Here is a 12,056-nt window from a genome sequence, read left to right on the forward strand (position 1 = left end):
TTTTGGCGCACGCTCTTTGATCTATCGCGCTGCTTGAGGCAGATGGCCCAAGCCCACGAGCGCCCACGACCACCTTGGCCTCGGGTTCCTCGGCCGATCCTCGAATTCAGCATCCGCGTCCCCCGGATCGGTGGGTAGAGCCACCGATGACCAATACGGGTAGACGAATCTGCCGAGGATCGGCAAAGTCGATCCGGTCAGCACGGGCAGTCGACTCGCCTTCGAGGCGTTGCATCGGTGACCAGGGATTCTTGCCGGGCGTCGGCAGCGAGCGGCGTTGTCCTGAAACTACTGACGGTAGCGGCGGACGACTTTGCCTGCTGTCGCTGGCGACGGTCGGTGCCGACCGCGCCCCTGCCTCTTCAACGAGGCCGCCACCTGGCTCGCGGCCTTCCACCTGGACAAGCTCGTGGACGCCGGCCTGCGCACCGCCCGCTACCGGGTCCCGGCCGGCCGCGCGGACGCGGACGAGCCAGCCGGGCGAGAGCATCTCCGACGTGCGCGATCACCTCGGCTTCGCGCCCCACATCAGCGCAGAGAGCACGCACCTGCTCAACTGTCCGATTCACGCTCTGGCCGGCCGGCACACCGTGCTGGTCTGCGACCTCAATATCGCAGCATCGCGGCGGCTGACGTGACATCAGGCATCCGTGATCGTGAAACCATATATACCGCACCGCCGTGGCGAAGTGTCGCCACGGCGGCGAGATCGAGACGCTCTTCGTGGAACGAAGCCGAGGTGAGTCGGACCGACGGTCCTGCGGGGAACGAGGTACCGCCGCCGGCCCTGTCGGCGCAGAGAAACAACGTCTCGATGCGTCCCTGCTCTGCGAAGGCGAGAATTTCGGCCGGTTCGGTACGGGTGCGGTCGCTGCCGAGCAATGCCCGGTACGCCGCCACGGCAGCAACCTCACCGCTGCGTAACGTCGGCTCCACGAGCGGCCAGGCACGTCGGTGTAGCTGCGCGGCGCTGAAGTCCCAGGGGCTTGCGTCGATTCCCGTGTCCAGGAGCCGGGGATGGGTGTTGACCTGCCGGTAAAGCTGTTGCGTGGATCGTACGCCCGCCAGCACGAGGGGAGCGTCCTCGTCGGCGAGCACTTCCGCCAGAGCTCGATCAACGCGGCGAAAATGTTCGATTATCAACGGCGCCGATTCGGCGTCATTGCCGTGGAACCCTGCGTGTGGGCCGCCGCGATCGACAAGGAACCCGTGGGCCCTTATCGGCTGACGGCGCGGCATGGTCAGCCACATGGCCAACGGCAGACCGTCGAGCGTCACCTCGTCAACGTCGAAGCGTGACCCACGGAAGAGGCGGATCTCTTCTTGATTCAGGGCCAGGATGTAGAAGTGGCCGCCGGCTGTGAGTAGGGATAGCAGCGGTCGTACGGCGAACCGGTCACCGACCGTAACCAATTCCGGTAGCCGGATCGGAACCCTGACAGGCTGAAGCGAGCCGGCGCTGAGGAACAACGCAAGTCCGTCGCTCGGCCGCTGCCACAACCACATGCGGTGCAGGAGGTCGCGTGCCGGTGCAAGGATCGCGTCGACCTCGGTGCTGGGTGTACCTTCGTGGCGAAGCACCTGCTGGGCGTGGCGCACCAGATTCTTAAGCCGGATGCGGTTGCGGTCGCTCTGTGGCCCGCCGCGATGGGTCGGCAGGAACATCGAGACCCGTACGCCACCGCTGTCGTCCGCCAGCCTCAGCAGATCCGCCCTCTTGAAAAGATCCATCCCAGCCTCTCATCAGGTCGTGCACCGGTACGAAGAGAGTCCGGGACGTGCCCCGGCGGTGGGCGGCTGCCGGACTCTGTGCGTTCGCCCATCGTCACCGGTGGTCCGGACGGGAAACAGGCGTGTGACGGCCAGATAAAGCAGACCTACACTGCCGACCCTAGGAAATCTTTGATCGACACAGACGCTGCAACATCGATCTAGTTCGTTATAGGGTCTCCTTCCGTCATGCTCTTCGTTGCTGAAGGTCGGCAACCTGAACAGTCGCTCGTCGCCGTCGACCGCTCTGACAGAGACCTGACGCCGCGCGGCAAGGTGGAGTCCGACGACATCGCTGGAGGTGGACTGCGAGCTCAGGAATTCGCTTCGGTGGGAGGCAGCGAGCCTGCCGGTCGCGCGTCACCGGCCCGTCGGGTATGCGCGTTCGAGGAGCTTGCTATGACGGTGCGACTGCTTACCGTCGGACACGGCACGGTAACCGAGGAGGAGTGGACGGGCCTGCTGGTCGATGCCGGTGTGCGGCGGCTGGTCGATGTTCGCCGGTGGCAGGTGGCGACATCTCGTGCGTATGCCGAACATACGTGCAGCGGTGAGTTCATTGCCCGGGTCGATGACCTGGTTGTTGATGTGAGCGAAGCCTGACAGACGCTCGAGAAAGTGCGGAATGTGATGGCATCTGGATTTCGGAACAGCGCATCGGCAGCCTCGGTGGCCGAATCGGACGACCACTGGCTCCGCGAGGTCGCAGCAGGGGCGAGCCAAGACGCGGGAGGTGTCTCGGTGGAACTGCTCGGCGATTATCTCGGCCTGTTGGCAGATGCGGCGATAACGGGGCGGAGACCGAAGCGGTCTGAACTGGATGCTGTGGAGGTCTTGGGACGCAGGGCTGCGGAGCAGGGCGTTTCGGCTGGGCGGGTGGTTCAGCTCTATCTGTCGGCGGCACGTCGGCTGTGGCAGGATTTGCCGATTGTCGTGCGTAGCCGCGACCGTGAAGCGGTCCGGGCGGCTGCGGCCGCCGTGCTGTACGTCATCGACGATGCGGTGGCGACTCTTGCCGAGGGCTATGCGACGGCTCGCCGGGACCTCGTCCGTCGCGAAGAGACCCTTCGTCGCGAGCTGATCGACGACCTACTTCGCGGCGACCCCGACCTGGGTGCGCTGGTCGATCGGGCTGAACCGTTCGGTCTCGACCTGGCTCGCGTCCATCAAGTGGCATTGGCCGCACCAAGTCGCCGGCTTCCCGACACCGACGCCGCTATCACGGCGCTCGAGTCGGTCATCTTCGACCGGCTGGGTGATCGTGACGTGCTTGTCGCCACCAAGAATGGCCTCCTGGTGGTCTTGGCTCCCGCGGACGCCATCGATGCGGTGCGGATGCCGTCGGGTCGGGATGCGACCACGGAGCTCGGCCGTTTGATGCACGACCAACTGCGCCGTCTGCCGCGCGGCCAGCCGTGGCAGGTAGCCGTCGGCCGTCCGCATCCAGGGCTGTACGGCATCGCTCGTTCCTACGAGGAGGCTCGTGAGGCCTTGACCATGGCGGCGCGACTGCGGGTGGGCAGCCCGGTTGTCAGTGCACGAGACCTGCTCATCTATCGGGTGTTACTGCGCGATCAGCCGGCAATCGTTGAATTGGTGCATGCGGTGCTCAGCCCTCTCACACAAGCACGAGGCGCGGGAGAGTCACTACTGGCAACACTGGAGGCGTATTTCGATACGGGCGGCGTGGCGACGGAGTCGGCAAAACGCATACACGTGTCGGTGCGTACGGTGACGTATCGTCTCCAACGTATCAAAATGCTCACCGGATACAACCCGTTCGACCCGGCCCACCGCTTTACTTTGCAGGCAGCCCTGCTCGGGGCACGTGCCCTCAACTGGCCGCAACAAGAGCTACCGACGCCGGGCTAGCTAGAGCTGGAACGAGAACGTTGCGTACCGCAGCTACGGGGGCTCACCAGTTCGACGGCGGATCGCTTGCTGGAAAGGAATCCTTACCCCACACGTCGACGACGTCGTCGACTGAATCTTGGGAGAATGTATCGGTCCGCGCGGGACGCGGACAAGCCTCGAACGCGTGGTCACCGATCAAGAAGGTCTGATGTTCCTCGTCGTGTCCAAACGTTAGTGGCATTGTCGCGCTCCTTCTGTTCCGTTGCAGATTACTTCGAAAATTATACTTCTTTGTATGACTGACGGCGATCGGTTATGGCCAACTTTATGGCACTGACGCGTTCCTTGTGCGACCGCTGTCCTCGAAGGCGCATGGGCTCGTAGCGACCACCTGAGTGTGCTTTAGTTGCCGGTCGTCCGCAACGTGCAACTTGTGCGTAGGTCGGAGTTCGTTCGCGATGATCATAAAATTCTCGATGCGTTCAAGGACGCGCCGAGAGCCGCCGAATTCTGAGTCGCCAGGAGTCATTGAGCCGCAGACCGGCACCAATAACGGCGATGGCCGCTGCCAAGGCGGCCACCCATGCGTTGATCATCAACACGGCGAGGCACATGATCAGCGCACTCATGATAAGCCAGCCGCGCCCAGTCATGCCGCACCGCCTCAACCGCCACCGACTCCGATCACTGAAGCTCCTCACGAAGAGGGGATCCTCGGTCTGCAGGTTCAACTCGATTTCGGTCAGCTTTCGCTGCTCGGCGTCGCTCAGCATGATGTCGCCCTGCCTTTCCCCACTGGGTGACCGCGTGCGGCGTAAGCGGTGGTTGCCCGTCGCCGACCGCGCACGCGTCTATGTCTCCTACGCGTTCAGCATCACGAGGTGGCGCTGGACACAAGCCCATCGGTCACGAGTCGTCGTTGTCTAACGGCAGTTTTCACGCTGCGAGCTCTGGTGAACAGTCGATGGGACGGTCAATCCGATGGTCGTAATTTGCCGAGCTCCGGTAAGGCGGTCCGAGGGCTTTCGCCGACCAGCCTGTCCGCACCGGCACTGTTTGAACCAAGCGCGACGACCTCGGTGAGCATTGTGAACAGACCACCGCGGTGATCGTCACTGCCGGGCGCTGCGGGGCGGCTTCTCGGATACGAACGCGACCAGCGCGCCGGGCCCTGGGCTGCTCGAGCAACTGGCCGGCCACGTCCTGGGGTACCGCACCACACAAGGTGCCCGGGACGACGACCTGCGGTTCGGATAGCCATCCCAGGTGTCTGCGGCATCGACAGGCAGGCCGTGACCACGGCCGCAACAACCACTGCTCCCCAGCTTGCCCTGACAGTTGGTTGCCGGCCGCCAGCAGGAAGCGAGCCCGCAGGTTCGCCGGTGCCTACCCTGTCGGCTCGCCTGCGCGCCTGGAGATGGTGGATGTGGCCTAACGCAGAGATGAGGAACGGCATGCCATCCGCATATCAAGGGCACGTTCCTACGGACGACGTTGCCGTCATCGGGGCGGGGATGGTGGGCCTGTCCACCGCCTGGTTCCTGCAGGGGGCCGGCGCGGGCGTCACCGGCTACGAGCGGGACCAGGGACGGCGACCGGGTCATCTGGCCTGAAGCCCCGATGCTGGCCGGCATCACCATGCAGGTGCTTCGGCTGGGCCTGCGAAGGCTCGGCATTCCCGACGAGACACGGCGCTTGACGCGCGAATCACTGAACGGCATGAGAGCCGCTGCCGCGACCAACTCGCACTGCTCAGCGCAGCCGATCGCTGCCGTGGACGAGACAGCGTTCCCCGGCGACGAAGCACTTACCAGTCTGCTGCAGCGCGCCTGGCAGGAGGCTCTCTGGGAGCCGGTCCGCATAGCTCAGTAGGAGCCGTTGTCCCAGGTGTGGAGATGCGCTGTCATCGACATGAGCGTGCACGTGATCGGGTTGCTGAGGCGCATCCGGCTGAGAGGCTCACGTGCCAAGACGGGTCCGGATGGCTGGGCTCGGGCCCCGTCAAGGCTGGCTGACGGTCAACCGAGCGGGATGGCGCCGACGAGGGGCAATCGGCATTTGGCAGAGATTCATGTCGACCGATCGACATCGTCCCCCAATGCCTGCTGTAGGCGGGTCACGATAGGTAGGAAGACGTCGCTCTCGTCCGGACGAGAGGTTCCGATGGCGGGCGAGTGGGCGCGGTGGACCGGGTGACGTCCTGTCAGCCTCCCCCCGTTTACCCCCCCGAAAACCCCTGCCCGAGGTTGACAATCAGTGACAAGAAGCGATCGATGCTTGAGCGTGTCTGTGCAGCTCAGCGCCTACTTCTGGCAGTCAATGACAAGGTCGGGATGGCTACGTTTGGTAACAAGGGGTCGTCGGTTCGAATCCGGCCGTCCCGACGCAGGTCAGAGGCCATTCGGAATCTTCCGGATGGCCATTTCTGATCTTGTACAGCAGCGAAGTACAGCAACGGCTCATTGATCGAGGCTTTCGCCGAGCCTCCGCAGAGCCTCACGGGTCGTCTTGGACGAGACCTGGCTGTAGATCTCCATCGTGATCGAGAAGTCCGCGTGCCGCAGGATCGCCATCGCGACCCGGGGGTGCACGTCCAGGTCGACGAGCAGCGAACCGCAGGTGCGGCGGGCGTCGTGAACGGTGATCTTTGGGATTCCGGTGCGGGCGATGCGGCTGTCGTAGGAGCGGTTGAAGTTGCGGGGTTCGACCGGCAGTCCGTAGCGGGTCGTGAAGATCATGCCGGTGTCGTGCCAGGGCCCCGGCAAAGTCGCGGGGGTGCCCGGCTTGATGTGGTTGGTGTAGACGCGCCCTTGCTGGTGGTAGCAGGGCGGGCATGACCGGTTCAGATGATCATCGAGGTTCCTACGCCTTATTGATCGTCCGAAGTGAGTCATGCCCGCTCTGCCATCATCGCTGATCTCGTCTGTGTCCGACGCACCGGCTGTCACCGTGCACGAAGCCGCTGCTGGGCTGCCCGCGGCGTTGACGGGTCTGCCGGATCCTCGCGCCCGTCGCGGTGTCCGGCACCGGTTGACCGTGGTGGTGACCGCAGCGGTCTGTGCCGTGGTGGCCGGCTACCGCTCCTACACCGCGATCGCCGAGTGGATCGCTGACGTCCCCGCTGCGACCGTCGTCGCGTTAGGTATCGCCCCGGACCGGCGCCCGTCGGAGGCGATGATCCGCCGGTTGTTGCAGGCCCTGGACCCGGACCTGCTCACCGCGGCCGTCAGCGGGTGGCTGTCCACCCGGGCCATGGCGACATCGCCAGCCGAGCGGCGGGCGATCGCCGTGGACGGCAAGACACTCCGCGGCTCCCGCACGTCCGACACCGCCGCCCAGCATGTCCTCGCGGCCTGCGACCAGGCTACCGGCGTGGTCCTGGCCAGCACCGACGTGGACGGCAAGACCAACGAGATCACCCGATTCCAGCCGCTGCTCGACCAGATCAGCGACCTCCGCGACACCGTGATCACCGCCGACGCCCTGCACTGCCAACGTGAGCACGTCGCCTACCTCGCCGAACGCGGCGCCCACTGGATCCTGACCGTCAAGGCCAACCAGCCCAGCCTGCACGCCCAACTCGCCGGCCTGCCCTGGCGGGCCGTCCCGGACGCCGCACGCGACACCGACCGCGGACACGGCCGCCGCGAGATCCGCACCTGCAAGATCCTCACCGTCTCCACCGGGATCGACTTCCCGCATGCCGCCCAGGCCCTGCAGATCCGCCGCCGCAGACGCCGCCTCGACCAGCCGAAACGGTTCACCACCGAGACCGTCTACGCGATCACCGACCTCCGCGTCCACCAGGCCAGGCCGGCGCAACTCGCGAGCTGGGTCCGCGGTCACTGGTCGATTGAGAACAAGGTCCACTGGGTCCGCGACGTCACCTACGACGAGGATCGTTCCCAGATCCGCACCGGCACCGGACCCCAAGTCATGGCCGCCCTACGCAACGCCGCCATCGGCGCACTCCGCAGCACCGGCGTCACCAACATCGCCGCCGCCAACCGGCATCACGCCCGCGACAGCACCCGCCCGCTGGCCCTACTCGGCATCACCTGACGACTTTGCCGGGGCCCTGGGTGTCGTGCCAGGCGTCGCCCGCCTTCTGTCGTGCGGCCTGCTGTTGGTGGTGGCGGTGCCGCAGTGCGGCGATGCAGATGGCCGGTAGCGGTAGGGGAGCGTCGGATTCCTCGGTCTTGGTGGCCCGGTGTAGCAGTTGGCCGCGTACTCGCTGGAGTTGCTTGTCGATGACGAGGCTGATGTCGTGGTTGTCGCGGCAGTGCTCGCAGAACGTCTCGCCGTGGGTGGTGCATGGCTTCTGCCAGCCATCCCAGTTGATGTGCTCCCAGGTGAGACCGAGGACCTCGCCCTTTCGTAAGCCGAGCACGAGGACCAGGACGTAGGCGGCGTAGAGGTAATCGTCGTCGTCGCGGGAGGCTTCCAGGAACGCCCGAGCTTCCTCACTGCTCCACGATTTGCCCTTGCGGCTACGGATCGGTGGGAGCTTCACAAGGCAGCGACGTTCTTTGCGACCAGTTCCTCTACTTCGGCTTGAGAGAGCGCCGAGCGGAGGACGGCGCGGATTCCCTTGACGGTGCGAGCCGCGGGGAGGTCCTGGCAGCATCGGCCGACCGCGCAGCACTTGCGGGTCTTCGGCGGCCGGCGTTCGTCTTTCCCCTGCGCGCAGCACTGGCAGGTCTTTGCGACCTTGTTGAGCCAGGTCTGAACGTCTCGTACTGACAGCCGCCCGTCGAGTCGCTTGGCGCCGATGCCGGGAACGATGTACAGCCGGCTCAGCGTCTGGGATGGCGGCACCATCCCGACAACCTCCGTCCGGGCAAAGCCGAGCAGGTGTGGCCTGCCCGGTCAAGGTCGTTCAGACAGTGGGGTGCTCCACCTTGACCGGGCAGGCCACACCTGCTCCACGATGTGCGGACGAAGGCCGACGGGATGGCTAAAGAGTCACGGGAAACGGGCAGGCCGCATGTCGGTTGGAAGACAGTGGATCTACACCAGTGGCTGTAGCTATCTGTCGTACACCGATGACAAGGTGTCACGATGACTACCACACCCAAGCCGCGCGCCGAGGGCGCTGGCGAGCGCAAAGATCTTCCTCCGGCAATGTTGGCCGCCCTTTGGACTGTCAGCAACGGGCAGTGCTACGCCCCGAACTGCCCTATGCCGGTAGTGCTAGAGGTTCGTCCGGGCGTGTATCAGAAAAACTCGCAAGTAGCTCACATCTACGGCGTTCGGCCGAATGCCGCTAGGTTCCAGGGCGAAATGCCGGCAGGGGAACGCGACACCTTCGCCAACCTGCTCCTGCTCTGCCTTGCCCATCACAAGGAGGTGGATGGCGACGAGACCCGTTACACGCCCGAGGTGTTGAAGTCCTGGAAGGCTCGCCACGAAGGCGAGGCCGGCGCGGTGCTCGCCAGGCTGCGTGTGCCTGACGCTGAAACGCTCGGCAAGATGTTGACGGGACTCGCCGAACCTCCGTTGCAGCGGCTTGAGGCGGTAACCAAACGGTTGGAGGAGACCGGCACTGCTAACTCCGAGACCGTTGCCGAACTCAGAGGAATCATCGCGACCTTGTCAGTCGGGGACGGAGTCAGCGGGCAGACCGCTCGGGCCTTGGCCTATGCGGCTGAGGTGTTTGGCGCGAGTGCCTTCGATCAGAGCGCTAGCGCTGCGGCCTACGCTGCCGAGGTCTTCCAGTCGCAAAGTTTCGACCGCAGCGTCACCACGGCCGCCGAGGTCTTGCCACGCCTAGTGGAACGCTTGGAGCGGGCGACTCAGCAGCTAAGCCAGTTCCACTGACCCCAGGGGCCGTGTCGGTTGGAGCGGCCAGCGGGGTCGCCGGGGGACCGGCAGCAACCTGCCCCGGCCGAGGCTGGCGGTCCAGGCGCGGACTGCTGACCGCTCCAACAAGATCATCGGGCACAGATTCGGCGCAACCGGGATCCCATCCATGTCGGGCATAGCAGCAGCTCAAACCCGCGGTCGTCCGGTTTGGTCGACTGCATCCATCGGCTCGATCAATACCGCTGGAAGTGGAATGACTGTCGGATCGGCGACGAGGGCAAGATCTTCACGTTCCGCGTTCATGTCGGTACTCTTTGCGCCCATGGCGTCGCGTAGCAAGTCGAAGCTGTGGCAGTACTGGGGCTATGGCGTTCTGGCAGTGCTCCTACTGTCGCTTGGTAGCGCGAGGTTTGGTCCCGCTGTCTACCTGGTGCTGCTGGGTCTGCTACTCGTCTTCGTTCTCTTTACGGCTCCGGTCTATTGCGGAGCGATCAACCGTAGACGAGGCAGCCTGGTCGAGTTCTGCCGGAACAACTCGACCGGACTGATCTTGGGATGCCACCTACGCCAGCACAAGTGGCAGAAGTTTGGGCGCGACTGGTGGTCTCTCGGCTGGCGCCAGAAGAGCGAAGGGCTTTGGACGGGGGGCCAGGCCAAGCTGGCCACGCTCAGCTTCGTTGTCGGGACCGTTGTGAGTGTCGTCGGGCTCTTCAAGTAGGCGCCAGCCGGGAAGTGCGCCAGTACAGCAGGGGAGTACAGCAACCGACGGCACCTGACGAGACCGCACAAGGTGTCTCTATGCCGTCGGCGAGCGCAGCGGATCGAACGAGACCGCATTGCCGAGGTCTGGGGGTCAAGGGGTCGTCGGTTCGAATCCGGCCGTCCCGACAAGGTGAAACAGCAGGTCAGGGGGCTGGTCCGAGACATCGGGTCGGCCATTCTGGCTTCCCGGGGACCACGCCGGTCAAGTGCGTCGTCCGGTAGCGCTCCTTGACCGCCGGTCAAGCTTCAGCGGCCAGTGCGGCCAGTGCGGCCAGTGTGGTTGATTGCCGAATTCTTCTCTTGCTGTATCAAGGCGGCCCGCAAGCGGGCCGCGCCGGCCCGGCCCCGGCCTGCTGGCTACCTCCGGCCGGCATCGGCCGGGCCGACCGGCCACAGTTGACGGAACACCAAGAGCACCGAGGCTGAGGCGGGCCGATCGCGGTCGGGGCTGCTCGCCATCGAGGTTGGGGCGATCGCTGCCGCGCAGCGGAGCTGCTTGCCTCCGAGTTTCCTGTGGACTGCCCGCGGTTCGATGGCGACGAGGACCAGGGCGCGCCCATCCCCCGGGTGCCCGATCCTCTACGTTACCCGCTCGGCGTCAAGGGCGCTGCGCGTCGGCACGCCGATGGCCTACGGCCACCCTTGACCCCGAGCGGGCGCCGCAGTCTTTAGCACCTATCCGGGGGATGGAGGCAGAGTGGCGTTTGCGGCCCAGTGTTTGACTCATCCAGCGAATCCCGGGTCCGCAGTGGTGAACCGAACTCCGCTCCGAACGGAGTAGCGCCTTCGCCGCTGATGTTCCAGACGTGCCCTCGATGCGGCCCGGTGACCGTCCGGGGAGGCTGGACGGTCTATGACTGCTGACGAGGAGAGCCGCACAGCCCCTTAGGACGCAATGGTCCCGGTCCGCGCCCGGCTCGACGGGCGGTCCACGGCCGGCTAGCCACCCCTGCTGGCATTTGGGCTACTTCCCCGCGCGGTAGGCCTCGCGTCGGTGGCGGGGATGGTCGGGTTCTGTCGCCTCGCGAGAACGATCAATCCCACCAGAAGGAGCACAAGCCACAGCGGCACCAGTAGGGGAGCGAGTGACTGCCAGATGGGCCACACCGGCTCGGTGAGCCTGTTCGCGGCCAGGTCCGTCCAGGTGAGGGCGACGCCCGGGAGTAGGGCGACCGTCACCAGCGTGCCGACCAGCCGGGGTACGGGCGGACGTCGCCGCGCCAGCAGCCAGAACAGCGCCGCACCGGCGGCGGCGCTGAGGAGGGTGCCAGTGACCGTGGCGGCGAGAAACCCGTCGGGCGCGGCCGGTGCGATGCTCAGCCTCGACCCGTACGCCCGGTGGGTGAGCGTAACCGTCAGCCCGTCTCTCTCGGCCCGCCAGCCGTCGCACGGGGCACCCGGCACGCGACGGAGCTCCTGCCACCCCCGCGTCGCGGCGGTGCGCCGCAGCTGCTCCGAGAGCGTGCAGTCGGCACCTTTGCCGTACTGGAAGTCCAGGTGACTCCCGCCGAAGTCGTCGGTAGCCAGAAAGACGCCGTACCGATAGCCGCGCACGATCACCGAGCCGGTTGGCTCGGCCTCAGGGAGCAGCTCTTCCGCCACGCTCTCAGGTCGGTCGGGGCTGAGCGGCATGGTGCCCCGGCCGCCGTACCAGGAGCCGACGCCCAGGCCGGCCGTGCCCAGCAGCACCGCGCCGAGCAGCAACATCGCGACGTGCCGCAGCCGATGTCCCACCGGCCCACCCCCTGTCACAGTGCGGCACAGCGTAGCCTGCGCGATCCATCCCTAGTGCCCAGCGTGAGGACATCAGGGGCCAGCCGAGGCCACGGGAGACTGCCGAGATCAGGCCGCCGAGCCGGTGGCCT

General features: G+C 65.7%; 10 protein-coding genes and 2 pseudogenes. 7 read left to right on the forward strand and 5 right to left on the reverse strand.

Annotated features, from left to right (window positions below; translation table 11 throughout):
* Positions 1–606: 606 nt before the first annotated feature.
* A complete protein-coding gene (locus tag OG811_RS22590) occupies positions 607–1,731 on the reverse strand; it encodes a hypothetical protein (RefSeq protein ID WP_406068487.1) in 1,125 nt (374 codons plus the stop codon).
* Positions 1,732–1,959: 228 nt separating this feature from the next.
* On the opposite strand from OG811_RS22590, the gene OG811_RS22595 reads away from it, so the two are divergent.
* Positions 1,960–2,373, forward strand: a complete 414-nt coding sequence (locus OG811_RS22595) for a hypothetical protein (protein WP_406068488.1) — start codon at positions 1,960–1,962, stop codon at positions 2,371–2,373.
* Between the two features lie 138 nt (positions 2,374–2,511).
* A complete protein-coding gene (locus OG811_RS22600; protein WP_406068490.1) occupies positions 2,512–3,642 on the forward strand; it encodes a PucR family transcriptional regulator in 1,131 nt (376 codons plus the stop codon).
* 464 nt (positions 3,643–4,106) lie between these two features.
* Here the strand turns inward: OG811_RS22600 and OG811_RS22605 are convergent, their stop codons facing one another.
* Positions 4,107–4,397, reverse strand: a complete 291-nt coding sequence (locus OG811_RS22605; RefSeq protein WP_406068492.1) for a DUF3040 domain-containing protein — start codon at positions 4,395–4,397, stop codon at positions 4,107–4,109.
* Positions 4,398–5,078: 681 nt separating this feature from the next.
* Here OG811_RS22605 and OG811_RS22610 point away from each other — a divergent pair.
* On the forward strand, positions 5,079–5,237 hold the full coding sequence (locus OG811_RS22610; protein ID WP_406068493.1) for an FAD-dependent oxidoreductase: 159 nt from the start codon (positions 5,079–5,081) through the stop codon (positions 5,235–5,237).
* A gap of 7 nt (positions 5,238–5,244) precedes the next feature.
* The gene (locus OG811_RS22615; RefSeq protein WP_406068494.1) at positions 5,245–5,496 is read left to right on the forward strand and encodes a hypothetical protein; all 252 of its coding nucleotides are present in this window, start codon (positions 5,245–5,247) and stop codon (positions 5,494–5,496) included.
* A gap of 587 nt (positions 5,497–6,083) precedes the next feature.
* On the opposite strand, the pseudogene OG811_RS22620 reads toward OG811_RS22615, so the two are convergent.
* Positions 6,084–6,377 (reverse strand): annotated as a pseudogene (locus OG811_RS22620) (tyrosine-type recombinase/integrase); the annotation flags it as partial.
* Positions 6,378–6,549: 172 nt separating this feature from the next.
* Between OG811_RS22620 and OG811_RS22625 the strand changes: the two are divergent.
* Positions 6,550–7,686, forward strand: a complete 1,137-nt coding sequence (locus tag OG811_RS22625; RefSeq protein ID WP_406068496.1) for an ISAs1 family transposase — start codon at positions 6,550–6,552, stop codon at positions 7,684–7,686.
* Positions 7,687–7,705: 19 nt separating this feature from the next.
* Here the strand turns inward: OG811_RS22625 and OG811_RS22630 are convergent.
* Positions 7,706–8,430, reverse strand: a pseudogene (locus OG811_RS22630) (site-specific integrase); the annotation flags it as partial.
* Positions 8,431–8,685: 255 nt separating this feature from the next.
* Between OG811_RS22630 and OG811_RS22635 the strand changes: the two are divergent.
* Entirely contained in the window at positions 8,686–9,444 is a 759-nt protein-coding gene (locus OG811_RS22635) for a hypothetical protein (protein WP_406068497.1), read from the forward strand.
* Positions 9,445–9,751: 307 nt separating this feature from the next.
* Positions 9,752–10,147 carry a hypothetical protein gene (locus OG811_RS22640; RefSeq protein ID WP_406068499.1) on the forward strand — a complete coding sequence of 132 codons (396 nt, stop codon included), beginning with the start codon at positions 9,752–9,754 and terminating at the stop codon, positions 10,145–10,147.
* Positions 10,148–11,130: 983 nt separating this feature from the next.
* On the opposite strand, the gene OG811_RS22645 is transcribed toward OG811_RS22640, so the two are convergent.
* A complete protein-coding gene (locus OG811_RS22645) occupies positions 11,131–11,925 on the reverse strand; it encodes a hypothetical protein (RefSeq protein ID WP_406068500.1) in 795 nt (264 codons plus the stop codon).
* Between the last annotated feature and the right edge of the window lie 131 nt (positions 11,926–12,056).

It is taken from the genome of Micromonospora sp. NBC_01638 (assembly GCF_045209745.1).
In the GTDB taxonomy this organism is placed as follows: Bacteria; Actinomycetota; Actinomycetes; order Mycobacteriales; family Micromonosporaceae; genus Micromonospora.

Coding starts and splice junctions, on each gene's coding strand:
- OG811_RS22615 (WP_406068494.1), top strand. CDS start 5,245: ATGCTGGCCGGCATCACCATGCAGGTGCTTCGGCTGGGCCTGCGAAGG.
- OG811_RS22635 (WP_406068497.1), top strand. CDS start 8,686: ATGACTACCACACCCAAGCCGCGCGCCGAGGGCGCTGGCGAGCGCAAA.
- OG811_RS22605 (WP_406068492.1), bottom strand. CDS start 4,397: ATGCTGAGCGACGCCGAGCAGCGAAAGCTGACCGAAATCGAGTTGAAC.
- OG811_RS22640 (WP_406068499.1), top strand. CDS start 9,752: ATGGCGTCGCGTAGCAAGTCGAAGCTGTGGCAGTACTGGGGCTATGGC.
- OG811_RS22610 (WP_406068493.1), top strand. CDS start 5,079: ATGCCATCCGCATATCAAGGGCACGTTCCTACGGACGACGTTGCCGTC.
- OG811_RS22590 (WP_406068487.1), bottom strand. CDS start 1,731: ATGGATCTTTTCAAGAGGGCGGATCTGCTGAGGCTGGCGGACGACAGC.
- OG811_RS22595 (WP_406068488.1), top strand. CDS start 1,960: ATGCTCTTCGTTGCTGAAGGTCGGCAACCTGAACAGTCGCTCGTCGCC.